This window comes from Chromobacterium sp. CCUG 76385, assembly GCF_059916625.1.
In genome coordinates this window covers 1-24842 of the sequence record NZ_JAUCGU010000048.1, presented here as the reverse complement: position 1 = coordinate 24842, position 24842 = coordinate 1, and the positions used below count along the sequence as shown (strand labels likewise).

The window sequence follows — 24842 nt, the reverse complement described above, 5'->3', positions numbered from 1 at the left end:
GACTGGGTATCCATCATCACGCTCCTGGTGAGAGGCTTACTTCAGTATAGTTACCAACTTGTAATTGGGACATAGCCAAATTAAAACCCCAAAGTGAGTGATTTGAATGTCTGGAATCACTATCGCCCCCAACTAGGCTAGTTGCGATGCTCCCCACCCCTTTCAGCACGCGCCGACAAAAAAGTGTCTGACCAGGTTTTAAGTCGCCGACTTGTTCGACGCCGCGCGACGCTAGCGCGCGGCTAGTTTCGGCGACTCCTGGCCAGACGCTTTTTTGTCGGGGTTTCGCGGGCTGTGGGGGCGGCCTGGGGTCGAAAGGGGGCTGGCCGCACAGCCCCCTTTCCCGTTTGCCGGGCGGACCCGGCTCCCAATTATCGTCCGCGTAGCGGACACTAAACCTGCTAACACTGTGCGAACACACAACGTGGAAAAATATCTTTAGCTGCCCTTCACGCCCAGCACCGGGTAGCTGGACTGCAGCTCCTCGTCCGTGGCGTCGCGGCCCACCAGCTCCACCAGCAAATGGTAGAACGGCGCCAGCTCGCTGTAGCGGCGCGTGGTCCGCTTCAGATACTTGATGAAGCGCGGGATTTCGGCGCGGTATTTGTCCTTGCCGTCGCGGTGATAGAGGCGGGAGAAGATGCCGGCGACTTTCAGATGCCGCTGCACGCCCATCCACTCGAAAGCGCGGTAGAAATCATCAAAGGCCTCCGGCACCGGCAGGCCGGCGGCGCGCGCCTTCTCCCAGTAGCGGATGGCCAGATCGAGCACGAAGTCCTCTTCCCACTCGATGAAAGCGTCGCGTAATAGCGACACTGCGTCGTAGCTGATCGGACCATATACCGCATCCTGGAAATCCAGCACCCCGGGCGCGCCGGTCGTCAGCATCAGATTGCGCACGATGAAGTCGCGGTGGACATAGACCTTAGCTTGCGCCAGCAGCGCCGGCAGCAAAGCCTTGACCCCGGCATCCCACAACTGGCGCTGCTTGAAGTTCAGCGGTTTGCCGAGCTCCCTGGCGCAGAACCACTCCGGAAACAGATTCAGTTCGCGCGTCAGCAGCGCCTCGTCGTATTCCGGCAACACATCCGGCCGGCTGGCTTTCTGAATCTCCACCAGCGTATCCAGCGCCTCTTCCAGCAGATGGCGATGCACCAGCGGGCGCTCGTCATGCTGCAGCGCGGCGAGATAAGTCACCTTGCCCAGATCCTCCATCACGATGAAGCCCTGCTCGCGGTCGCGCAGCTCTATCCTGGGCACCTTGACCATGGAGAAGATGTCCCGGACCTGAACGTAGGCGTCGGTGCCGATATGCTCCGGCGGCGCGTCCATCACGATGCGGGTGGCGCCGTCCGGCCAGATCGCGCGGAAATAGCGGCGGAAGTCGGCGTCGGCGGCGGCGAATTCAACCTGGATTTCATCGCCAGGATATTGCTCGGCCAGCCATTTCTTGAGCTGTTCCAGTCTTTGCATGTCGCTTTGTCGTGGTGCTGATAGAATTGAGCGATTTTATACTGCCCATGGGGGCCTGTTAACGCTAATTTAGACCCAGCGCAGCGCTGAAAAGTCGCGCAATGCAAGGCGGAGGATGCGGCGCTTGGTGATTCCAAGCGCAAATCCGACAACGCAGCAGTGGGCGGCTTAGCAGAGCTGCCCTTCGGGGACGGACTTCCCGGCGCATCGCTTTGTCGCGCATCTCTTGCAGGGAGAGGCCCTGCTGCGAGCCGCGCTTCGCGCGCTGCATCCGGCAATGTCCGGCCGCTGTGTCAAAATTAGCATCAACAGGCCCCGGCCCCCACGATATGGCTTTGTGCATGCCCATACAAAAACCGACTCCGCTGGCGCTGGCCCTGGCCGCCGCCTTTGCCCTGAACACCCAAGCGGCGCGCGCCGAAGACGATGCGCCGATTGCCGTACCGAACCCGCCTTTGCAACAAGGCCAGACCAAGGTCGTCGCGGACAATATCGACGGCGAAACCGATGTGGTGCTGCACGCCAAAGGCAATGTCGTGGCGACGCGCGACGACCAGAAACTGGAGTCCGACTGGCTGGACTACTATCAGGCCAAGAGCCTCGCCAAGGCGGGCGACCGTTTCCGGCTGACCCGCGGCGGGGACGTGATCACCGGCACCACGCTGGACTACAACGTCAACGACTATACCGGCACGGGCATGAATCCAGTGTTCACGATGTCGAAGCAAGGCCCGGCGGCGGCGAAGCCGCTGGCCACGACGCCGCCAGTGTCGACAGTCTCCAGCGGCCCCAAGCCAGTCTCCATGCGCGGCGACGGCAGCCAGATCGACTTCCAGGGGCAGAACCAATACCGCGTCTACGGCAGCCGCATGACCACCTGCGATCCGGGCGACGACGCCTGGTATCTGCATTCGGCCAGCACCGATCTCGACTACAACAGCGGCGTCGGCGTGGCGCGCAACGCCTGGATGCAGTTCTACGGCGTGCCGATTCTGTATTCCCCGTGGATAGACTTCCCGCTCAACAGCAACCGCAAGTCCGGCTTCCTGACGCCCACCTTCAAAACCGGCACCGCCGGCACCGAGTTCTCGCTGCCTTACTATTGGAATATCGCGCCTAATTACGACGCGACCATCACGCCGCACATCAACACCAAGCACGGCAATATGCTGGCCGGCGAGTTCCGCTATCTGCAGCCCAACTACAGCGGCACGATCTACACCGAGCAGTTGCCCAATGACAAGGTCACCAATACAGCCCGCAACGCCTGGAGCGTCAACCACTCGCAGAACCTGGGCCATGGGCTGACATTTGGCCTCAGTTACAACTCGGTGTCTGACCGCACGTATTTCAGCGACTTCGGCGACCAGGTGGCCATCGCCTCCAACGTCAACCTGAACCAGGAAGCGACGCTGAACTATGGAATGAACTGGACCGGCGGCTCCGGCAACACCACCTTGCGCGTGCAGCACTACCAGAACCTGACGCTCAATCCGGTGCCGACCGACATCCCCTATGCGCGGATGCCGCAGCTGACGTTCAGCGCCAGCCAAAGCCTGCCTGCCGGCTTCAGCGCCAATCTGATGACCGACCTGACTCGTTTCGATCATCCCAGCCTGCAGACCGGCGACCGCTTCGTCGCCTACCCCAGCGTCAGCTGGAATTTCGACCGCAGCTGGGGCTTCATCCGTCCCAAACTCGGCGTCAACTTCACCGAATACAACCTCAACGCGTTCCCGAACCAGCAACAAGGCACGCGGACGCGGACGCTGCCGATCTTCAGCACCGACGCCGGCCTGTACTTCGACCGCGATACCGAATTCATGGGCAAGGACCACTTGATGACGCTGGAACCGCGGCTGTTCTACGTCAATATTCCGAACAAGTATCAGGATGACCTGCCGAACTTCGACACCACGGTCAACGACCTGAACTTCGCCCAGCTGTTCACCGAAAACCGTTTCTCCGGCTACGACCGCATCAATGGCGCCAACCAGGTCACCACCGCGCTGACCAGCCGCTTCATCGACCAGACCAACGGCCTGGAACGCCTGCGCCTCGCCATCGGCAAGCGCTTCTACCTGTCGGACGACATCACGCAAAACGTCAACCAACCCAGCTCCGACCTCTTGCTCAGCGCCGCTGGCGATCTGACCCGTTCCTGGCGTTTCGACAGCAGCTACCAATACAACCAGCAGCTCGGCACAACCGAGCGTTACAATGTGCAGCTACGCTATAGCCCGGAAGCCGGCAAGGTGGCAAGCGTGCGCTGGCGCTACGGCCGCTACGAACAGCTGGACAACTCCGCCACCTATGGTCCGCTGCGCCAGGTGGACGTGGCCGCGCAATGGCCGATCGCCCGCCGCTGGTACGCCATCGGCCGCTACAATTACTCGCTGATCACACGCAAGCCTATTGAGCAGCTGGCCGGCTTCGAGTACAACGATGGCTGCTGGTCGGCTAGATTGTTCAGCCAGCGCTTCGTCACCGATCCGCAGACCACCAAGAATTCGCTGTTCTTCCAATTGGAACTGAGGGGACTGGGCGCCTTGGGCAGCGGCGGCGTGCAGGACACGCTGCGCCTGGCCATCCCCGGTTACACCAAGACTAACGAGCAATAAAGCCTGACCATGAAAAAGACCCTGCTTGCCCTGTTGATCGCCTGCGCCGCGCAAACCGCGCCGGCCGCCCCCGCCGCCCCCGTTTCGGCGCCCGTCGCGCCGCTGCCGGTCCGCGAAGTCGACCGCATCGTCGCCGTGGTCAACAAGAATGTGATTACCTGGCAGGAACTGCAGGCCCGCGTCAATGAGGCGATCAAACAGCTGGAGGCGCAAAAAGTGACGCCGCCGGCTCGCGATGTGCTGCAGCGCCAGTTGCTCGAGCAGATGATCACCGAGGAAGTGCAACTGCAATACGCCGCCAGCGGCGGCCTGCGCATCGAAGAATCCGCCATCGACCAGGCGATCGCCAACCTGGCCAAACAAAACAAGCTGACCGAAGCCGGCCTGAAGGCGCAGCTGGCCCGCGACGGCATCACCATGGACCGGCTGCGCAGCGATATCCGCCGCGAGCTGACCATTTCCCGTTTGCGCGACAGCGAAGTCGCTTCCCGCGTTTCCGTCAGCGACAGCGAAGTGGAACAGGTGCTGAAGAGCGCGCAGAGCGCCAACCGCACCGAATACCATCTGGCCAGCCTCCTGGTCAGCGTGCCGGAACGCGCCGACGCCAAACAGATAGACCAGTTGTCGCAGAAAGTGCATAAAGCCCAGGCCGAACTGAATGCCGGCCAGCCCTTCGCCAAGGTTTCCGCCGCCTACTCCGACGCGCCCAATGCGCTGAAGGGCGGCGATATGGGTTGGCGTCCGGCCACCTCGCTGCCGCTGGAATTCGTGCAAATGCTGGAGCAACTGAAGCCGGGCGGCTACACCGACGTGATCCGCACCCAGCAGGGCTTCTTCATCTTCCAATTGCAGGACAAACGCAGCGGCGGCACGCCTATGCTGGTCGAGCAATACCATGCGCGCCACATCCTGATCCGCACCAACGAAGCCGTGTCCGAATCCGACGCCAAGGCCCGCATCGACCAAGTGCGCGACCGCATCCTGCGCGGCGCCAAGTTCGCCGACATGGCCAAGCTGTACTCCGAAGACGGCAGCAACGCCAAGGGCGGCGACCTGGGTTGGGTGAATCTGGGCGATCTGGTGCCGGAGTTCGAGAAGGCGATGGTGGCCCTGCCTATCGGCCAGGTATCCGAACCGGTGCGCTCGCCGTTCGGCTGGCACTTGATCCTGGTCGAAGGCAAACGCAATCAGGACGTGTCCAGCGACCACGAAAAGATGGCGGTGAAACAGCAGATCCGCGCCCGCAAGATGGAACAGGCCTACGCCGACTGGGTGCGCCAGCTGCGCGACTCCGCCTTCGTCGAAGAACATCTGGACGACAAGTGATGAACCGCCCCGTGCTGGCCGTCACCGCCGGAGAGCCGGCCGGCATCGGGCCGGACCTGGCCCTGCTGCTGCCTGAACTGGCGCCGCGCAGCCGCTGCGTGGTGGTGGCGGACCGGGGCCTGCTGGCCGAGCGCGCGGCGCAGCTGGGGCTAGCGATCACGCTGGTCGACTACCGCCGCGACCAGCCGGCCCCGGCCGGTGCGCTGGAGGTCTTGCATGTGCCGCTGGCTGCGCCTTCAACGCCCGGCCAGCTGGATCCGGCCAATGGCCGCTATGTGCTGGATACGCTGGATGCGGCGATAGCCGGCTGCATGGCTGGCGAGTTCGCCGCCATGGTCACCGCGCCGGTGCATAAGGGCGTGATCAACGATGCCGGCGTGCCCTTCACCGGCCACACGGAATATCTGGCCGAACGCACCGGCGCCAAAAAGGTGGTGATGATGCTGGCCGGCGGCGGCATGCGCGTCGCGCTGGCGACCACGCATCTGCCCTTGCGCGATGTCGCCGACGCCATCACCGCGCCGTTGCTGGACGAGGTCATCCACATCCTGCATGCCGATCTGGTGGGCAAATTCGGCATCGCCGCGCCGCGCATCCTGGTCGCCGGCCTGAACCCGCACGCCGGGGAAGGCGGGCATATGGGGCGCGAGGAAATCGACATCATCGAACCGGCCCTGGCCAAGCTGCGCGCAGAAGGCATGAATCTGATCGGCCCGCTGCCGGCCGACACGCTGTTCAATCCGGACAAGCTGGCTGCTGCCGACGCGGTGCTGGCCATGTATCACGACCAGGGCCTGCCGGTGCTCAAGCACGCCAGCTTCGGCGCCGGCATCAATATCACGCTGGGCCTGCCCATCATCCGCACCTCGGTCGATCACGGCACGGCGCTGGATCTGGCCGGCAGCGGCCGCGCCCATCCGGGCAGCCTGGTCGAGGCGGTGCAGCTGGCGGAACAGCTGGCCACCCACTCCCGCAGCTGCTAGGCGAAGCCTGCGCCAGGGATCAGCGCACAATCACCTGATCCGGCAGCTCGTTGACGAAGGGTTCGCCGCGGCGCGGCGCATGCTGGGTCAGCAGCGCGTGTATGCGCTTCAGCCCCAGCTCCAGCCCCGCCACGTGATCGCGCGCGGCGAACGCTTGCTGCATCGCGGAGCAGATGTCGACCCAATCCTGCGCCGGCACCCGGCGATTGATGCCGCGGTCGGCGATGATCTCGATCCGCCGCTCCGCCAGCAGGAGATAGACCAGCACGCCGGTATTCTCCTCGGTATCCCACACCCGCAGCTCGCCGAACCACTGCAGCGCCCGCTGCCGCGCGCTCATGCCGCGCCAGGCGGCGCGCCAATCCAGCGCGGACTCCACCACGAAGCGCAGCTGCCCGCAGTGCGCCTGCTCGGATTCGGCGATATGCCGCTCCAGCCTGGCCAGCTGCCGGGCCGGAAACTGCCGGCGCGCCTGCCAGCCGGTGCAGCTCAGGTGGCGCCATACGCGTTGCCATCGATTCATTTCACCAGTCTCCCGAAGCCCCGCCGCCGCCGAAATCGCCGCCGCCGCCGGACCAGCCGCTGCCGCCATCGCCGGAACGTCCGCCGCCGCCTCCGCCGCCCCAATTGCCCCAACTGGCCAGGGACAGGCCATGCTCGCCCAGCACCAGGCACAAGCCTGCCGCCACCACGCCGATCAACAAGGCGGTCACGGTGGCGGCGCCCAGCAATAGGGAAGCGGCCACGCTGAGGCAGCCCATGATGAAGCTGCCGATCAAGCGGCCAAACAGCCGGCCGGCCACGCCGGAACCGACCAGCAGGAAAAACGCCAGCAGCGGCCAGCTATCTTCCCAGCCATCGCCTTGCGCGGCCTGCCGCTTGGGTTCCGGCAGTTTTTCGCCGTCGATCAAGCCCTCGATCTGCGTCGCCGCCGCCTGGATGCCCTGCAAGCGCAGGCCTTGCTTGAACAAGGGGCGCAGCGTGTCCTGCAGGATGCGCTTGGCGTAGATATCGGGGATGGCTCCCTCCAGCCCGCGGCCCACCAAGAGCTGAGTCTTGTGAGTATCGGCCACGATCAGCAGCAGCACGCCGTCGTCCACGCCCTTGCGCCCCAGCTTCCAGCTTTCCATCACCCGGGTGCCGTAATCAAACGGCGTTTCCGGTTCGACCGAGGGCACGATCAGCACCGCCAACTGGCTGCCCTTGCGCTGGTGAAAGTCCAGCAGCTGCTTTTCCAGCTGGCCGCGCTCGGCATCGGTCAGAAAAGCCGCCTGGTCGATCACCGGCGAGGTGGGCGGCGGCACCGCCACCTCGGCGCGGGCCGCGCCCATCAGCAGCCACAGCGCCAAGCCCAGCCAGGCCCATGCGCGGCTCATCTCACTTGCCTTGCTGATCGAAGTTCACCTGTGGCGGGGCGGAAATCGCCTTCTCGTTGTCCACGGTGAAATTGGGCCGGGTCTTCAGGCTGAACATCATCGCGGTCAGGTTGTTGGGGAAGCTGCGCACGGTGACGTTATAAACCTGCACCGCGTCGATGTAGCGCTTGCGGGCCAGCGCGATGCGGTTTTCCGTGCCTTCCAGCTGCGCCTGCAGATCGCGGAATGACTGGTCCGCCTTCAGCTGCGGGTAGTTCTCCGACACCACCAGCAGGCGGGACAGCGCCGAGCCCAGCTGATTCTGCGCGGCGGAGAACTGCTTGAGCTTGTTTTCGTCCGTGGCGGATGCCGCGTCCATCTGGATGCTGCCGACACGGGCCCGCGCCTCGGTCACCTGGGTCAGCACATCCTTCTCGTGCGTGGCGTAACCCTGCACCGTCTTCACCAGATTGGGGATCAGGTCGGCGCGGCGCTGGTACTGGTTCAGCACCTCGGACCAGGCGGCGTTGGCGGCCTCATCCTGAGACTGCATCGCGTTATAGCCGCAACCGCTCAGCGAAGCCGCCAGGGTAAACACCAGCAACAGTTTCTTCCACATCCTCGCCATCCTTTCCATATTGCAATTATCCACAAGGGCAAACATCCCAAAGCCATAGCTTACCCAAAAACAGAGCCGTGCCGGTAATCGAAAAAACTCATAGACATGCCATAGCGCAACATAAAATGACGTCAAGCCAATCCATGCCTCATCACTTGGACGCCGTGATTTTTTTGGCGGCTCAGCCATGCGCCCGTCTCATGGAGGCCGGCAATCTCTTGATCTAAAGAGGAAAAATCCCTATTCAACTCATGTTTTTCGCATCGCAGCAATTAGGCTAAACTGGCAGACATTCCTCTAATAAAACCCAGCTTGCGGACAAATGACAGCCATCACCAGCGAACAGCGATTGCGGGAAATCCCGTATAACTATACTTCCTACTCCGACCGCGAAATCGTGATTCGCCTCTTGGGCGAACCGATGTGGAAACTGCTGGACGATCTGCGCGGCCAGCGCAAGACCGGCCGCTCTGCGCGGATGCTGTTCGAAGTGCTGGGCGATATCTGGGTGGTGGACCGCAATCCGTATCTGGTGGATGACCTGCTGGACAATCCCAAGCGGCTGTCCGCGCTGGTGGAGGCGATGCGCCATCGGCTGACCGAGATCGAGAAACGCCGCGACGGCAATGATAAAGTCCAGCTGATGATAGCCGCCGCTCGCGAGGCGGTGGATGACTTCGAACGCCAGTTCGAGGAAACCCGCGAGCTGCGCGCCCGCGTGCTGAGGAAGCTGACCCGGCTGACCCGCCGCGACAATATCCTGTTCGACGGCCTGTCGCGCGTCGCCCACGTCACCGACGCCACCGACTGGCGCGTGGAATACCCGTTTGTCGTGCTGAGCCCGGACAGCGAGGCCGAGATGGCGCCGCTGGTGCGCGCCTGCATCGAGCTGGGCCTGACCATCATTCCGCGCGGCGGCGGCACCGGCTATACCGGCGGCGCGGTGCCGCTGGACCGCATGAGCGCGGTGATCAACACCGAGAAGCTGGACCGCCACCTGGGCGTGGAGCATATCGAGCTGCCGGGCCTCGCCGGCAAGCGCGCCACCATTTCCTGCGGCGCCGGCGTGGTCACCGCCCGCGTGTCCGAAGCCGCCTCCGCCGCCGGCCTGGTGTTCGCGGTGGACCCGACCTCGGCCGAGGCCTCCTGTATCGGCGGCAATATCGCCATGAACGCCGGCGGCAAGAAGGCCGTGCTGTGGGGCACCACGCTGGACAATCTGGCCAGCTGGAAAATGGTGGACCCGGACGGCCGTTGGCAGCTGGTGGAACGCATAGGCCACAACTACGGCAAGATCCACGATGTAGAAGAAGCGCGCTTCCGCGTCTCGCGCCTGGCCGACGATGGCATCACCGTGGAAAGCAGCCGCGAATTGGTGATTCCCGGCAGCGCCTTCCGCAAGGTGGGCCTGGGCAAGGACGTCACCGACAAATTCCTGGCCGGCCTGCCCGGCGTGCAGAAGGAAGGCTGCGACGGCATCATCACCAGCGCGCGCTTCGTGCTGCACAAGATGCCGAAGCACACCCGCACCGTGTGTCTGGAGTTCTTCGGCACCGTGGCCGAAGCCACGCCGGCCATCGTCGAAATCACCGACCTGTTCAAGCCCGGCGGCGCCTGTCTGGCCGCCGGCGTGCAACTGGCCGGCCTGGAGCACCTGGACTGGCGCTATGTGCGCGCGGTCGGCTACGCCACCAAGGCCAAGAGCAAGGGCCGGCCCAAGATGGTGCTGATCGCCGACATCGTCTCCGACGACGAAAACGCCGCCGCCGAGGCCGCCAGCCAGGTGGTGCGCATCGCCAACGCCCGCCACGGCGAAGGCTTCATCGCGGTAACGCCGGAAGCGCGCAAAACCTTCTGGCTGGACCGCAGCCGCACCGCCGCCATCGCCAAGCACACCAACGCCTTCAAGATCAACGAAGACGTGGTGATCCCGCTGCCGCGCCTCGGCGACTACAGCGACGGCATCGAGCGCATCAATATCGAGCTGTCGATCGCTAACAAGATCGAACTGTTGGACACGCTGACCGAGTACTTCCACGGCCGGCTGCCGGTGGACAAGATGGACACAAACCTGCCATCGGAAGAGCTGATCGGCGACCGACGCGCCGCCGCGCTGTCGCTGTTGGCCGTCAACCGCGACTGCTGGCAATGGCTGCTGGACCACATGGACGCGCCGTTCCATGAATACACAAGCCGCTGGCCCGACGCGCCGCGGGAAGACGCCGCCGCGCAGCCGGACACGGTATTCCACGCGCTGCGCGACTTCATCCTGCGCGTCAGCTGGAAGCGGGAGGTGTTGGCCGAACTGGAGCAGATCTTCTCCGGCACCGCCGCCGCCGGCATCCGCGCGGCCATCCGCGAGCTGCAGCAGCACGTGCTGCGCGGCCGGGTGTTCGTGGCGCTGCACATGCACGCCGGCGACGGCAATGTGCACACCAACTTGCCGGTCAACTCCGACAACTACCGCATGCTGCAAACGGCCCACCACGCGGTGGAACGCATCATGGCGCTGGCGAGGAGGCTGGGCGGCGTGATCTCCGGCGAGCACGGCATCGGCATCACCAAACTGGAATTCCTGACCGAGGACGAAATCTCTCCGTTCCGTACCTACAAGCAGCAAGTGGATCCGAACGGGCATTTCAACCGCGGCAAGCTGCTGCCGGGCGCGGACCTGCGTCTGGCCTACACGCCGTCGTTCTCGCTCTTGGGAGCGGAATCGCTGATCCTGGAGCAGTCCGACATCGGCAAAATCAACAATTCGATCAAGGACTGCCTGCGCTGCGGCAAATGCAAGCCGGTGTGCTCCACCCATGTGCCGCGTGCCAACCTCTTGTACAGCCCGCGCAACAAGATACTCGGCGTCGGCCTGTTGACCGAGGCCTTCCTGTACGAGGAGCAAACCCGCCGCGGCGTCAGCCTCAAACATTTTGAAGAACTGTCCGACGTGGCCGACCATTGCACGGTGTGCCACCGCTGCGTCAAACCCTGTCCGGTCAAGATCGACTTCGGCGACGTGTCGGTGGCGATGCGCAACTTCCTGCGCAAGTCCGGCCAGAAGAAGTTCAATCCCGGCACCGCGCTGGGCATGGCCTTCCTCACCGCCAAGGACCCGGCCACGGTCAAGACCATACGCGCCGGCCTGGTCGGCGTCGGCTACAAGGCGCAGCGGTTGGGCAACCGGCTTGGCAAGCGGCTGGGCTTGATAGGCGGCCAGAAGAAGCAGCCTCCGTCCACCGTCGGCCCGGCGCCGATCAAGCAGCAAGTCATCCACTTCATCAACCGGCCGATGCCGGGCGGCCTGCCCAAGAAAACCGCGCGCGCTCTCTTGGACGTGGAAGATCCGCACATCGTGCCGGTCATCCGCAATCCCAGGGCGGCGGAGGACGCCGAGGCGGTATTCTATTTCCCCGGCTGCGGCTCGGAACGCTTGTTCAGCCAAGTGGGCCTCGCCACCCAGGCCATGCTGTGGCATGTCGGCGCGCAGACGGTGCTGCCGCCGGGCTATCTGTGCTGCGGCTACCCGCAAACCAGCGCCGGCTACCAGGACAAGGGCGACGCCATCACCACCGAGAACCGCGTGCTGTTCCACCGCGTGGCCAATACCTTGAATTACCTGGACATCAAAACCGTGGTAGTCAGCTGCGGCACCTGCTTCGACCAGCTGGCGCACTACCGCTTCGAGGACATCTTCCCCGGCTGCCGCGTCATCGACATCCACGAATACCTGATGGAAAAAGGCGTGAAGCTGGAAGGCATCGCCGGCCAGCAGTATCTATACCACGACCCCTGCCACACGCCGATGAAGAGCTACCAGCCGCTGAAGGTGGTCAACGAGCTGATGGGCGGCGGCGTGCCGCTGTCGGACCGCTGCTGCGGCGAAGCCGGCACCTTCGCCGCCAGCCGGCCGGACATCGCCACTCAGGTGCGCGCGCGCAAGGAAGAAGAAATACGCGGCAATCTGCAGGCGCTGACGGGCGGCGAAACGCCGGCCAAGCCGGTGAAAATCCTGACCTCCTGCCCGTCCTGCCTGCAGGGCCTGTCGCGCTACAACGACGATACCGGCACCGAAGCCGATTACATCGTAGTGGAAATCGCCCGCCACATTCTCGGCGAAAACTGGCTGCCGGAATACGTGGCGCGCGCCCGCGACGGCGGCATCGAGCGGGTGCTTTTATAAGCGTCAGCCCCGGCCTATCCATGCGGAAACCAGGCCGGGGCCAGTTCCACGCAAACACATCAGCATAGTACGTCGTGATAAAATGGCGGATTGAACTGCCGTGGAAATCCACCATGCTGCTGCGCACCGACCGCGATACCCTGCTCTCGCCGCTGGCCACTGTCTGCGGCGTGGTGGAGCGCCGCCACACTCTGCCCATCCTGTCCCACGCCCTGTTGCAAGCTGACGGCGAAACGCTCACCTTCACCGCCAGCGATCTGGAAATCCAGGTGGAAAGCCGGCGCACAGCCCATGCCGAGCAAGCCTTCCGGCTCTGCGTGCCGGCGCGCAAGCTGCTGGACATCCTGCGCGCCCTGCCCGCCGGCTGCGAACTGCAATTGAAACAACAAGGCAGCCAGTTGCTGCTGCAGGCCGCCGGCAGCCGCTTCCAGCTGCAAACCCTGCCGGCAGATGATTTTCCGCTGCTGGCGGCCGACGACGGCGCCACAAGCGAGCTGGCGCTGAGCCAAGGCGAGCTGAAGCTCAAGCTTGGCCAAATCCTCTATGCCATGGCCGACCACGACATCCGGCCCTACCTGAACGCGCTATTGCTGCAGCTGGATGGCGAGACGCTGCGATTGATCGCCTCCGACGGCATCCGCCTGGCCTTGCAGCATTACCCGCTGCCGCAGGCGCAAGCGCCGCGGCAAATACTGCTGCCGCGCAAAGCCGCGTTGGAGCTGGCCAAACTGCTGGCCGATCAGGACGAAACGATAGTGCTGACGCTGGGCGCGCGCCAGCTTGACTGCCGGCTGGGCGACACGCGGCTGCGCTGCAAGCTGGTGGATGCCCGCGCGCCGGATTACCTGCGCCTGCTGCCGGACCAGCATGACTGCGAACTGACGCTGCCGCGCCTGAGCCTGCTGCAAGCCGTGCAGCGAGTGGCGGTGCTGGCGCACGCCAAGATCCGCCAATTGGAGCTGGCGGTCCGCCCCGGACAGCTGGCGCTGCGCTGCCGCAACGCGGAGCGCGAGGAGGCGGAAGAAATTCTTCCCGCCGACTGGCAGGGCGGGCCGCTGGACGCCAGCTTCAATCTGCAATACCTGCTGGACGTGCTGAGCCACCTTCCCGCCGAGCATCTGCGCTTCGGCCTCGGCGCGGGCCAGCGCGGCTTGCTGGTCACCAACCCAGATGATCCGCACTTCCTGTATCTGGCGATGCCGCTGCGCGGTTGAACGACTACCTTTAGGAGAACCCCATGCCCGCCATCCAGCTGCTGATTCCCGACGACTACCAGCGCATCGGCCCGCAACTGGCCGAGCTGCAGCAAGATCCCGCCTATGCCTGCCGCAGCCTCGGCGACCGGTCCCGCGCGCCTGGCGCCGACGAGGCCCTGGCGCAGGCCGAGGCGCTGCTGCTGATCCGCGAGCGTGCGGTAGTCGACGAAGCCTTGCTGGCGCGCCATATCGACGTGGCCGCCTGCCGCCGCGCCGGTCTAGCTGTGCATATGCTGAATCAGGAAGCTTTGATCTGAAGCCCCGCGCCCTGGCGCGCGCAACCGCCTGCCTCAATGGAGAATAAACATGTCCGATACCGCCCTGCTGATCATCGACGTCCAAGTCGGCGTCGTCGAAGGCGAGCCGCGCGCCGCCCGGCTCGATTCGGTGCTCGACCATCTCAACCTCGCCCTCGCCAAGGCCCGCCAGCGCGGCATGCCGGTGATCTTCGTCCAGCATGAGGAGGACGATCTGCCGCGCGGCTCGGCCGCTTGGCAGCTGCATCCCAAGCTCGCCCGCGAGGATGGCGACCGGATCGTTCATAAACGCTACGGCGACAGCTTCTGCGAAACCGATCTGGCCCAGCTGCTGGAAGCTCACGGCGTCAGCAAGCTGTGGATAGGCGGCGCCGCCACCGATTTCTGCGTAGACAGCACGCTGCGCAACGCGGTGTCGCGCGGCTATCAGGTCACCGTCATCGCCGACGCCCACACCACGGTCAGCGCCTTCGCGCTGAGCGGCGAACAAGTGATAGACCACTTCAACGCCGCATGGGGCGCCACCAGCGCCACGCCGCAGCCGCTGCGGGTGCGTCCGGCCGCGGAATTGTAAAACGGCCGCAGCAAGGAAAAACGGCGGGGCATGCCCCGCCGTCCCTTATCCGCCGCCGCTTATGGCTTCAACGCCTTGGCTTTCGCTGCGGCAGCGGCCGCCGCGCGGCGCTTGGCGGCGGTAGCGGCGTCCTGCCGCACCTCGGCGCTGGTCTTCAGCAACGTCGCCTGCGCGTCGTCGCCGTCCAGCGACCAGCTGAACACGCCGCCCAGCTGTTGCGAGCGGACGTAGTCGAGCTTGCCGCGTATGGTGGCCGGATCGTCATAGCTCCAGAACTCGTTGCCGTCGTAAGTCCACAGCTGCTTGGCCACCGGGCTGACAAACTGTTTGGCGTTGCGGTTCACCAGCACGCGATAGTCCTCGATGCCCTGCTCATACGTGCCCTTGGCCGGGCCGGTGGCCACCTGATACAGGCCATCGCCCTTAGGCCCCGCCGCCACGCCCGCCCAGCCGCGGCCGTAGAACGGCAGGCCGACGTTGATCTTGGCGCGCGGCACGCCGGCGTTCACCAGCGTCTTCACCGCGTCGTCGACGGTGTAGTAGACCTGATCGCCGGTCACCGGCGCCGCCGGATCGCGGTACAGATTGGACTGGAAGTTGGTCGGCCCCTTGGCTTCCCAGCCGCCGTGGAAGTCGTAGGTCATCACGTTGAGCCAGTCCAGATAGGCGCTGTACTTGGCCGGTTCGGTATTGCGTATCTTGTCGACGCCGGAGCCGATGGCCGCGGTCAGGTAATAGCGGCGTTTGTTCTGGGTGGACAGCGCATTCAGCTGGTTGCGGAATTCAGCCAGCAGCAAGGTGAAGTTCTGCCTGTCGTTGGGGTCCACGCTATTGGTCGGCAAGCCGCCGCCGCCCGGATATTCCCAGTCGATGTCGAAGCCGTCGAACACGCCCAGCGCCGCGCCCGCGCCGCCGGCATCCTGGTCCTTGGGCAGGTTGCCCTTGATGTGGAGGTCGATGCACGAGCTGACCAAGGTCTTGCGCGCGGCGTCGGTGGCGGCGAACTGGCCGAAGTTCTTCGACCAGGTCCACCCGCCCAGCGAGATCAGCACCTTCAATTGCGGATTGGCCAGCTTCAGCTTGCGCAGCTGGTTGAAGTTGCCGCGCAGCGGATCATTCCAGTTGTCGCCCTTGCCGTCTACCGACTCGTTGGCGGCGAAGGCGCGCTGATAGTCGGCCCAGGCATCGCCGCCATCGCCATTGCCGTTCTCCGCGCGGGTCACCATGCCGCACTGGCCGTTGGCGTAGACGTTGCCGAAGGCGTAGTTCAGGAAGGTCAGCTGCTTGTCGCCGCCGGCCTTCACCAGATTGAACACCTTGTAGTTGCGATCGTAGATGCCCCATTGGGTGAAGTAGGAGCCGACATTGCGGCCCACGGTCGGGGTGGGTTCCGGCGGCACGCCGCTGCTGGGCTGGCCCGGATCTGCCGGCGAACACTCGCTGGCCGGGCGTTCCTGCCAGGCTCCCCATTGGCTGCTGCCCGGCTGTTCGCCCTGAGTCCACCAGCTGGCGCGCCAGGTCTTGCCGCTGAAGGTGGCGTAATCGCCGGCGTTGTAAACCTGGGAACTGCTCCACGGCGAGCAGCTGGGCGCGGCCCAAACCGCCTGGGTCAGCGCAAAGGCGGCGCCGATGGCCAGCAGCGTGCGCGACAAGGGGAAATGCAGCATGGTGGTTCTCCTCGATTCGATGATGATGCGGCGCATGCGGCGCCCTGACCCTGCAAACCCGATGCTGAATGCAGCATGTGGTATTACATTGGTATCAGAATCGAAAGTTCCACTGCAGAATACAAGGAGAAAATAAACTACCTGTCATTTAGGTCAGATGGTCTGAAGTAGAAGCCAGGCAACAAAAAAGGAGGCTTGCGCCTCCTTTTTGCTGATATCGAGATGGACCCGACCGTTTAGCCCGCCTTTTTAGCGTGGTGCGGCTTCTTGTGATGCTTGTGGTGGTGGTGCTTTTTCGCGGCCTGGGCCTTTTGCGCGGCCGGAGCGGAGCTGGCCTTCTTGGCATGCTTCTTGTGATGATGCTTGTGGTGCGCCGGCGCGGCAGCCTTGGCGGCCGGAGCGGAAGCGTCCGCGGCGTAGGTGGCGACGGAGGTCAGGCCCAGGGTAGCGGCCAACAGGAGGGCGGTCAGTTTTTTCATGGTCAGTCTCCCGAATCCAGGTAGGGGATTGTTGTCTGGAGCGCCACTCGGCGCATCCTTGAACTCATCTTAGGCAGGCCGCCCTATTCCGTCTGTGAGTGCCATGTAAGCGGGTGTAACCAATCGTAATATCAGCGGGCGGATTCGACCTCGGCCACCGCCGGCGGTATCCGCGTCACCAGCAGCTGGTCGATGCGGTAATTGTCGATGTCCACCACTTCAAACTTGTAGCCTTCAAACTCCACGTTGTCGGTCCGTTTCGGAATCTTGCGCAGCATGTACATCATGAAACCGGCGATGGTTTCGTAATTCTCATCATCCGGGAACGCCTCGATATCCAACGCCCGCAGCACGTCTTCCACCGGCGTGGCGCCGTCCACCAGCCAGGAGCGCTCGTCGCGCTTGACGATCTGCTCCTCCTGAAACTGGCTGACCAGATCGCCCATCACCGTGCTCATCACGTCGTTGAGGGTGATCACCCCCACCACCAGCGCGTATTCGTTCATCACCACCGCGAAGTCCTCGCGCGAGGCCTTGAAGCGCTCCAGCAGCTCGGACAGGGTCAGCGAATCCGGGATGATCAGCACATTGCGTATCGTCAGCTCGCGCTTCATCGACAGGCTTTGCTGGTTGATCAGCCGCATCAGGATGTCCTTGGAGTCGACATAGCCGATCACCGAGTCGATCACGCCGTCGCACACCAGAAACTTGGTATGCGGATGTTCGGCGATCTTCTGCTTGATGCTGGCTTCGTCCTCATGCAGCGTGAAGTAGATGATGCTTTCGCGGGCGGTCATCGACGATGGCACGGTGCGGCTTTCCAGCTCGAACACGTTTTCGATCAAATGATGCTCGCGCTGCTGCAGCACGCCCGCCTCGGCGCCGGCGTCCATCATCGCCACGATATCGGCCGAGGTGAGATCGTCCGGCCGGCCGGTGGGCACGCCGAACAGGCGGAAAAACACATTGGCCAGGCCGTTGAACAGCCACACCAGCGGGCTGCACACCCGCACGCAGAACAGCATGGGCCGCACCACCAACAGCGCGATGCGCTCCGGCGCCACCATGCCCAGCCGCTTGGGCATCAGGTCGGCGAACAGCACGAACAAGGAAGTGACGGTGACGAAGGACAGGATGAAGCTCAGATGCTCCACCCACGGCTCCGGCGACACCAGATGCAGCATGGCGGAGAAATACGGCGTGAAGGCCGCCTCGCCCAGGATACCGGCCAGGATGGCCACGGCGTTCAGGCCGATCTGCACCACGGTGAAAAAGTGTCCCGGCTGTTCCTGCAGCTCCAGCACCCGTTCGGCGCTGGCATTGCCCTCTTCCGCCAGCTGGCGCAGCTTGATCTTGCGCGCGGCGGCCAGAGAGATTTCCGACACCGAGAAAAAGGCGCTGGCCGCAATCAGCAGGCCGATGACAAAAAGACTATTGGCAAAACTCACATTGATTCCCGACTGTTTATGATTCTGGAACACCTGTCGGCGCTTGGCGCCGTCGACCCAACACGATTCCGCGCCGCCCAGCCATCATAATGGTACGGCTGGCGCGTACGCGCCTTGACGCAGATGCGCTGCCGGGCCGGATTGAGCGCTGCAACGCCGACGCTGTCAGTATAACAGACCGCCATGACTGCCCCATTGCGCATAGCGGGGATAGAATCGACGCCACGATAGCAATAGGAAACGCATCATGGATTGTGAATTGTGTCAGGCTCCCGCCGGGGAGCTGCTGTTCGAAGACGCCTGGCTGCGGGTGCTGCTGGTCGACGAGCCCGGCTATCCAGGCTTCTGCCGCGTGATCTGGCGCGGCCATGTCGCCGAGATGACCGATCTCGCGCCCGATCAACGCCAGCACCTGATGGATTGGGTCTACCGCACCGAGACGGCGCTGCGCCAGGTGATGCGGCCGGCCAAGATCAACCTGGCCAGCCTGGGCAATATGGTCCCGCACCTGCACTGGCATGTGATTCCGCGCTTTGCCGACGACGCCCACTTCCCCAGCCCGATCTGGGCCGCTCCGCGCCGCGCCGGCGCCGATCACGGCCTGCCGCAGCTGGCCGCGCAATTGCGCGCCGCCCTGGCCGGCTGATGCCCGCTCAGGCGGTGCGGAAACGGCTGATCGCCTGATCCAGTCCATGCGCCAGCTGCGACAGCTGTTGCGCCATCTCGGACGAGGATTCGACTGACTGGCCGTTCTCCACGCCCATGCTGGCGATGCGCTCCACATTCTTGGCCGCGTCGTTGCTGGCGGTGCTCTGCTCGCGCATCGCGCCGGCGATCTCGCTGGTTTTTTCCAGCAGACCCGACGACAGCTCGCGTATCTGCGCCAATTTCTCGCTGACTTGCTCGCTCAGCGTCACGCCGCTGCCCACCCGCTTGGCGGCCTCGCGCATGCTGGTGACGGCGGTGGTGGTGTCGCCCTGCACCGCCTGGATCTTGGACGAAATCTCGCCGGTGGCCTGAGCGGTGCGCTCCGCCAGCTTGCGCACTTCGTCCGCCACCACCGCGAAGCCGCGGCCCATTTCGCCGGCGCGCGCGGCTTCAATCGCAGCGTTCAGCGCCAATAGATTGGTCTGCTCGGCGATATCGTGGATCACCTCTACGATATTGCCGATCTCGTCGGAACGCTGGTTCAGCGAATTGATCACCGTCTCGGACTCGCCTATCACCCGGGCGATTTCCTGCATTTCCCTGGCGGCGTCGCCGGCCACCTGGCTGCCGCTGACCGCTTCCTGCATGCTGCTGCGCGCCTCGCTGGCCATTTCCACCGCGTGTTCGGCCACCAGATTGATGCTGACCGTCATTTGCTCCACCGCCGCCGCGGTAGACGATGAGGCGTCGGTCTGCTGCCGCGACGCCTCGGCGATGCGCTGCGATACCTGCGACAGCGAGGCCGCCGTCGAATTGACTTGGTTGGAATCTTGCCGGGTGCGGTCGATGAAAGCGCGCAGATTGCCCAGCAGCTGCGCCAGCGCGCGGCCGGTTTCGCTGACCTCGTCGCGTCCATGCTGCTCTATCTTCACCGTCAGGTCGTTATGCTCGGCCGCAAAGCGCATCCGCTCCTGCATCGAATCCAGCGGCTTGGTGATGGAGCGGGTGATCACCCACGCCAATGCCGCGCCGCCCAGCAGCACCGCCAGCAGCAGCGTCAACAGGAAAGCGGCGGCGCGTTCCATCGCCGCCACCATGGCGTCTTCGGATTCTTTCGCGGTGTTGTCCGCGAGCTCGCGCAGCTTGATCAAAGTGTCCCGCGCCGCGTAGAGCTTGGGCTTGAAGGGAATGATATTGGCGTCGGCGACATTGGCCGCGGCGATTTCACCCTTTTCTATCTTCTGGTACAGCCCAGCCATGCCCTGCGCGTAGCCATCCAGGCCGGACAGCACGCCATCGAACTCCGCCTGATGATCGCCGGCCATCGCCATGGCCTTGGCTTCGCCCACCTGATCGCGCAACTTGGCGATGCTCTTGTCCAGGGCTTGCTTATTGGTCTGGATGCTCTGGTCGGTATTCGCCGGGTTGCCTATGCTGATGAAGATATTCTTCTCGTCCTGGCGGATCTGCATCATGGTGCGTTGCATGCGGTCCAACTGATGGCGGAAGGCGATCTTTTCATTGACCAGCACCTTCAGTTCCGCCTCTAGATTATTCATCGTCCACCAGGTGCCGCCGCCCAGCACAAACATGGCGAGCAGCAAGCTGCATGCCAGCAGCAGAATGCGCTGGCCGATAGTCAAAGCGTTAAACATGGTCCATCCCCAATACTGGATTGTTTTGATTGGCGGCCCCTGAACATGGCGACAGCCTGTCATCTCAGCTTACTCTGCCAATTAAACAATCGAAATGAAGAATGTTAATGTTTTAGCACACTTGCCAGAATTCACATCCTGCCAGTAGCCTGAACGTCCAACGATTACGCTGAAAACGCCATGTACACCACGCTGATCACGCCGGAACAATTGTCCAGCCTGCCCACCGCCGAGGTGGTGGTGCTGGACTGCCGTTTCCAGCTGGACAATACCGACTACGGCCACGCCGCCTATGAACAAGGGCATCTGCCCGGCGCCCACTACCTGCATCTGGACTACCACCTGTCCTCCAGCAAAAACGGCCGCAACGGCCGGCATCCCTTGCCGGATGGCCAGCGGCTGGCGGTGGATCTGGGCGCGATAGGGGTGGATGCGGCTACGCAAGTGGTAGCCTACGACGACGGTCCCAGCCAATACGCCGCGCGCGCCTGGTGGCTGCTGCGCTGGCTGGGCCATGACAAGGCGGCGGTGCTGGATGGAGGCCTGAAAGCTTGGCTAGCCGCCGGTCTGCCGCTGGATCAAGCGCCGCCGGCCCGCCGCTCGCGCCGCTTCGCCATCCGGCCGTCGCTGGCGGCAACCGTCGATGTCGACGCCGTGCTGGCCAATCTGCAAACGCCGGCCTTCACTGTGGTGGACGCTCGCAGCAATGAGCGCTTCCACGGCATAGGCGAGACGATAGACCCGGTGGCCGGCCACATACCGGGCGCGGCCAACCGCTTCTTCATGAATAATCTGGACGCCGAACAGCGCTACAAGCCGGCCGCGCAATTGCGCGCGGAATGGGAGGCGCTGCTGGGCCAAGGTTTCGACCCCGCAGCCATCGTCCACCAATGCGGCTCCGGCGTCACCGCCTGCCAAAACCTGCTGGCGATGGAGATCGCCGGCTTTACCGGCAGCCGGCTCTATCCCGGATCGTGGAGCGAATGGTGCAGCGACCCGGCGCGGCCGGTGGCGCGCTGACCCGCCGCGCGGCCATAGCGTCAAGCCAGAATCAAGCGCTGCAGCAGACGCTGCCCGGTTGCCCAGCTGCCCAGGCCGGCGTGGCTGCCCATGTGGCCGGCCATGCCGCCGTCGACGAATTCCGCGCCCCACAGCGCGGCCATCCGCCGCGCTTCTTCAAACTCGCAGAACGGATCGTCGCGGCTGGCCACCAATAGCGCCGGCACCGGCAGCTTGCGCTCCGGCAGCGTCTCGAAGCCGGCGAAAGTCGGCAGCGGCGCGCCTGCCGGCAGTTCGCCGCTGGCGCGAGCCCGCTCGTCGGTCAGCGGAATCGCCGGCGGCGCCACCAGCAGCGCGCCCTTGACCTTGCGCTGCTCCAGCATCGAAGCCTGCAGCAGCCAGGCGACGGCGGTATGGCAACCCAGACTGTGCGCGGCGATGACCAGTTTGCCGGGAATAGCGGCAATAGCCGCGTCCAGCCCGGCCACCCATTCGTCGCGGGTCGGGTATAGCCAGTCGCGCTGCTCCGCGCGGCGCGCCAGCGGATAGGTTTTCTCCCAATAGCCATGCCAGTGCGTGTCGCCGGAATTGCCCCAGCCCGGCACCGTCAGCAGCGTGACGTCTTCGTCATCCCACATCACAGCTCCCGGCGGTAGTCGACGATCAAGGGCGCGTGGTCGGAGAATTTCTCGTCCTTGTACACGCTGGCGGATTCGGCCAGCTCCAGCAGCGACGGCGTGACGATGTGGTAGTCGATGCGCCAGCCCACGTCCTTGGCATAGGCCTGGCCGCGATTGCTCCACCAGGTATAGCCCGGCGCCTCCGGATACAGATTGCGCCACACGTCGCGCCAGCCGACGCGGCCCAGCAAGTCGGTCATCCAGGCGCGCTCCTCCGGCAGAAAGCCGGAGTTCTTCAGGTTGCCCTTCCAGTTTTTCAGGTCGATCTCATTGTGGGCGATGTTCCAGTCGCCGCAGATCACGATGTCGCGGCCGGCCGCCTTCAGCTGTTCCAGATGCGGCATGAACACATCGAGAAAATCGAACTTCACCTGCTGCCGCTCATCGCTGCTGGAGCCGGACGGCAAGTACAGCGACACCACCGACAGATTGCCGAAATCCAGCTGCAGGAAACGGCCTTCGGCATCGATCCAGTCCACGCCCAGCCCTTCCACCACCGTGTCCGGCTGGTGGCGGGTATACAGGCCGACACCGCTATAGCCCTTCTTCTCGGCGTAATGGAAATAGCCGGTCAGTCCGTCCGGATTGCGCATCCGGTCCGACAGATCGCCGGCCTGCGCCTTCAGTTCCTGCACGCAGACGAAGTCGGCGCGGATGGTGGCCAGCCAGTTGAAAAAGCCTTTCTTGTCCGCCGAGCGGATGCCATTCAGGTTGGCGGAAACGATTCGAAGCAAGGGTATCTCCCGTGTTATGCTTGCGGCAATTTAGGGTCTGTTAACGATTTCATCAAGGAGTGAAGATGAGCGATTTCCGTCAAGAGTTTATTCGTTTTGCGCTCGACAAGCAGGTTTTGAAGTTTGGCGAGTTCATCACCAAGGCGGGACGCAAATCGCCGTACTTCTTCAACGCCGGCCTGTTCAACGATGGCGAATCCACGCTGAAGCTGTCGCGCTTCTACGCCCAGTCCATCCTGAACAGCCAGGTTCAGTTCGACATGCTGTTCGGCCCGGCCTACAAGGGCATCATCCTGGCCGCCGCCGCCGGCATGGCGCTGGCCGAACAGGGCCGCAACGTGCCGTTTGCCTACAACCGCAAGGAAGCCAAGGACCACGGCGAAGGCGGCACCCTGGTCGGCGCGCCGCTGCAGGGCAAGGTGCTGATCATAGACGACGTGATCTCGGCCGGCACCTCGGTGCGCGAATCGGTGGAGCTGATCCGCGCCGCCGGCGCCACCCCGGCCGGCGTGGCCATCGCGCTGGATCGGATGGAGCGCGGCCAGGGCGAATTGTCCGCCGTGCAGGAAGTGGCGCAGCAACACGGCCTGCCGGTCGTGGCCATCGCCACGCTGAAAGACGTGCTGGGCTTTCTGGAAAACAGCCCGGAGCTGGCCGCCCACCTGGACGCGGTGCGCGCCTATCGCGCCCAGTACGGAGTCGACTACTTATGAAAGCGCTTGCCGGATTGCTGCTGTTGTGTTCGCTGGCTCACGCCGACGTGTACAAATGGGTGGATGAGTCCGGCAAGACGCACTACAGCGACGCGCCGCCGCTGCAAGGTCAAAGCCGCGGCGTGGCGCAACTGAGCAAGCAGGGCATGGTGAAAAAACCGGCCGAAACCGAGGCGCAGCGCCAAAGCCGCGAAGCCTCGGCCGCCGCCGCCCGGCAGCTGCTGCAAAAGCAGCAGGATGCCGCGCGCCATGACCAGGCGCTGGTGCAGAGCTACTCCACGCTGGCGGAGCTGCAGGCCGACCGCGAAAAGCAGCTCTCCGTTCTGCAATCGGCCTATCGCGCGCTGGAGCTGCGCGCCCAGGGCCTGGCCATCCAGCAGCGCGACTTGCAGCAAGACCTGGAACAGCACAACAAGCAGCATCAAAAACCGCCCGCCGCCACGCTGCACAATCTGCAAGTGCTGCAACGCGAACAGAAAGACCTGCAGGCCCTGATGGCGTCCAAGCGCGCCGAGATCAACAGCTTCCAGCAGAAAATGCAGCAGGACCTGCAGCGCTACCGCCAGCTCAGCGGCAAATAGCGCGGCACGTCAGGCTTGCGCGGCTATTATTGCCCGCCTTCCTTGCGCTGCCAGGCCTGTTGCAGCGCCTGGGTCGCCTGCTGCAAGGTCTGCTGCGCGTTGCCCTGGGCCGTGGCGGCCTCGTTCAGATCGGCGCTGGCCTTGTCCAAGGCCGCCTGGGCGCCGGCGAGCTTTTGTTCCGCCAGCGCCTTGGCGTCCTGCGCGTCCTTCAATCGCTTGTCGGCTGCGCGCTGCTGGCTCTCCGCCTGCTGAAACGCCATCTGCGCCGCCAGCAATTGCTCATCGACGGTTTGCGCCAGCGCGGCGCCAGACCACAGGGCCGCCAGCAACAGCCCGCTCTTCGTCAGCATCTTCATGGTTTCCCCTTCTTCGGCCAAACGGCCGCCAAGGCCACATTATGCGGCAAGCCCGCTGTTGACAACATGCTTGCATCTTCGCCGCGCATTCTTAGGGGCTGTTGAAGTGTGCTGGGTGGATTGCGTTTGCGCCCGGCGCGCCCGCTCAGCCAATGTCAACAGCCCCTAGGGGCTGTTGACGTTTGGTGAGTGGATCGCGTTTGAGCCGATTTGGGCCGGAAGCAAGGCGCACAGTCCGCCG

General features: G+C 64.0%; 22 protein-coding genes. 11 read left to right on the top strand and 11 right to left on the bottom strand.

The annotated features are described in order from the left end of the window. Positions 1-438: 438 nt before the first annotated feature. Complete coding sequence (gene amgK, locus QUG01_RS19180) at positions 439-1473, bottom strand: N-acetylmuramate/N-acetylglucosamine kinase AmgK (RefSeq protein ID WP_500831487.1); 1035 nt, start codon at positions 1471-1473, stop codon at positions 439-441. 341 nt (positions 1474-1814) lie between these two features. Here amgK and QUG01_RS19175 point away from each other — a divergent pair, with 341 nt between their 5' ends. From QUG01_RS19175 to pdxA, 3 genes are read left to right on the top strand one after another with little or no spacing between them, the layout of a single operon-like run. Then, positions 1815-4094, top strand: coding sequence for an LPS-assembly protein LptD (locus QUG01_RS19175; protein ID WP_500831486.1), 2280 nt, complete (start codon positions 1815-1817; stop codon positions 4092-4094). 9 nt (positions 4095-4103) lie between these two features. Continuing rightward, positions 4104-5420: a peptidylprolyl isomerase gene (locus QUG01_RS19170; RefSeq protein WP_500831485.1), complete on the top strand. Its 1317-nt coding sequence runs from the start codon at positions 4104-4106 to the stop codon at positions 5418-5420. Beyond that, positions 5420-6403, top strand: a complete 984-nt coding sequence (gene pdxA, locus QUG01_RS19165; protein WP_500831484.1) for a 4-hydroxythreonine-4-phosphate dehydrogenase PdxA — start codon at positions 5420-5422, stop codon at positions 6401-6403. Before QUG01_RS19170 ends, pdxA begins: the two co-directional genes overlap by 1 nt. 19 nt (positions 6404-6422) lie before the next feature. Here pdxA and QUG01_RS19160 read toward each other — a convergent pair whose 3' ends face one another. Genes QUG01_RS19160 through QUG01_RS19150 form a run of 3 tightly spaced genes read right to left on the bottom strand, consistent with a single transcriptional unit; the run spans position 6423 to position 8386 of the window. Beyond that, entirely contained in the window at positions 6423-6926 is a 504-nt protein-coding gene (locus tag QUG01_RS19160; RefSeq protein WP_500831483.1) for a TPM domain-containing protein, read from the bottom strand. Position 6927: 1 nt separating this feature from the next. After that, complete coding sequence (locus tag QUG01_RS19155) at positions 6928-7779, bottom strand: TPM domain-containing protein (protein WP_500831482.1); 852 nt, start codon at positions 7777-7779, stop codon at positions 6928-6930. A 1-nt stretch (position 7780) separates the two neighbouring features. Next, positions 7781-8386: a LemA family protein gene (locus QUG01_RS19150; RefSeq protein ID WP_500831488.1), complete on the bottom strand. Its 606-nt coding sequence runs from the start codon at positions 8384-8386 to the stop codon at positions 7781-7783. A gap of 313 nt (positions 8387-8699) precedes the next feature. Between QUG01_RS19150 and QUG01_RS19145 the strand changes: the two genes are divergently transcribed. From QUG01_RS19145 to QUG01_RS19130, 4 genes are all read left to right on the top strand, one after another. Next, complete coding sequence (locus QUG01_RS19145; RefSeq protein ID WP_500831481.1) at positions 8700-12554, top strand: DUF3683 domain-containing protein; 3855 nt, start codon at positions 8700-8702, stop codon at positions 12552-12554. 113 nt (positions 12555-12667) lie between these two features. Beyond that, a complete protein-coding gene (gene dnaN, locus QUG01_RS19140; RefSeq protein WP_500831480.1) occupies positions 12668-13768 on the top strand; it encodes a DNA polymerase III subunit beta in 1101 nt (366 codons plus the stop codon). 23 nt (positions 13769-13791) lie between these two features. Then, positions 13792-14067 carry a hypothetical protein gene (locus QUG01_RS19135; RefSeq protein WP_500831479.1) on the top strand — a complete coding sequence of 92 codons (276 nt, stop codon included), beginning with the start codon at positions 13792-13794 and terminating at the stop codon, positions 14065-14067. A 49-nt stretch (positions 14068-14116) separates the two neighbouring features. Beyond that, positions 14117-14641 carry a cysteine hydrolase family protein gene (locus QUG01_RS19130; protein WP_500831478.1) on the top strand — a complete coding sequence of 175 codons (525 nt, stop codon included), beginning with the start codon at positions 14117-14119 and terminating at the stop codon, positions 14639-14641. 59 nt (positions 14642-14700) lie between these two features. Here QUG01_RS19130 and QUG01_RS19125 read toward each other — a convergent pair whose 3' ends face one another. From QUG01_RS19125 to paeA, 3 genes are all read right to left on the bottom strand, one after another. Beyond that, positions 14701-16308, bottom strand: coding sequence for a glycosyl hydrolase family 18 protein (locus QUG01_RS19125; protein WP_500831477.1), 1608 nt, complete (start codon positions 16306-16308; stop codon positions 14701-14703). Positions 16309-16544: 236 nt separating this feature from the next. Next, complete coding sequence (locus QUG01_RS19120; RefSeq protein WP_103317494.1) at positions 16545-16787, bottom strand: acid-shock protein; 243 nt, start codon at positions 16785-16787, stop codon at positions 16545-16547. Between the two features lie 131 nt (positions 16788-16918). Next, positions 16919-18235, bottom strand: a complete 1317-nt coding sequence (gene paeA / locus QUG01_RS19115) for a polyamine export protein PaeA (protein ID WP_500831476.1) — start codon at positions 18233-18235, stop codon at positions 16919-16921. 247 nt (positions 18236-18482) lie between these two features. Between paeA and QUG01_RS19110 the strand changes: the two genes are divergently transcribed. Further along, positions 18483-18881 (top strand): HIT family protein, encoded by a 399-nt coding sequence (locus QUG01_RS19110; protein WP_500831475.1) that lies wholly within the window; start codon positions 18483-18485, stop codon positions 18879-18881. 7 nt (positions 18882-18888) lie between these two features. Here the strand turns inward: QUG01_RS19110 and QUG01_RS19105 are convergent, their stop codons facing one another. Continuing rightward, complete coding sequence (locus tag QUG01_RS19105) at positions 18889-20538, bottom strand: methyl-accepting chemotaxis protein (protein ID WP_500831474.1); 1650 nt, start codon at positions 20536-20538, stop codon at positions 18889-18891. 180 nt (positions 20539-20718) lie between these two features. Here QUG01_RS19105 and QUG01_RS19100 point away from each other — a divergent pair, with 180 nt between their 5' ends. Further along, positions 20719-21558, top strand: a complete 840-nt coding sequence (locus QUG01_RS19100; protein ID WP_500831473.1) for a sulfurtransferase — start codon at positions 20719-20721, stop codon at positions 21556-21558. A 20-nt stretch (positions 21559-21578) separates the two neighbouring features. Here QUG01_RS19100 and QUG01_RS19095 read toward each other — a convergent pair whose 3' ends face one another. Together QUG01_RS19095 and QUG01_RS19090 are read right to left on the bottom strand one after the other, a co-directional pair. Continuing rightward, positions 21579-22175: an alpha/beta hydrolase gene (locus QUG01_RS19095; RefSeq protein ID WP_500831472.1), complete on the bottom strand. Its 597-nt coding sequence runs from the start codon at positions 22173-22175 to the stop codon at positions 21579-21581. Beyond that, positions 22175-22951, bottom strand: a complete 777-nt coding sequence (locus QUG01_RS19090) for an exodeoxyribonuclease III (protein ID WP_500831471.1) — start codon at positions 22949-22951, stop codon at positions 22175-22177. The genes QUG01_RS19095 and QUG01_RS19090 overlap by 1 nt, the downstream gene beginning before the upstream one ends. A gap of 65 nt (positions 22952-23016) precedes the next feature. On the opposite strand from QUG01_RS19090, the gene pyrE reads away from it, so the two are divergent. Both pyrE and QUG01_RS19080 read left to right on the top strand, forming a co-directional pair. Next, positions 23017-23664, top strand: a complete 648-nt coding sequence (gene pyrE / locus QUG01_RS19085; protein WP_500831470.1) for an orotate phosphoribosyltransferase — start codon at positions 23017-23019, stop codon at positions 23662-23664. Further along, complete coding sequence (locus QUG01_RS19080; protein WP_500831469.1) at positions 23661-24245, top strand: DUF4124 domain-containing protein; 585 nt, start codon at positions 23661-23663, stop codon at positions 24243-24245. The genes pyrE and QUG01_RS19080 overlap by 4 nt, the downstream gene beginning before the upstream one ends. 26 nt (positions 24246-24271) lie before the next feature. Here the strand turns inward: QUG01_RS19080 and QUG01_RS19075 are convergent, their stop codons facing one another. Further along, a complete protein-coding gene (locus tag QUG01_RS19075) occupies positions 24272-24601 on the bottom strand; it encodes a hypothetical protein (RefSeq protein WP_500831468.1) in 330 nt (109 codons plus the stop codon). Positions 24602-24842: the final 241 nt, after the last annotated feature.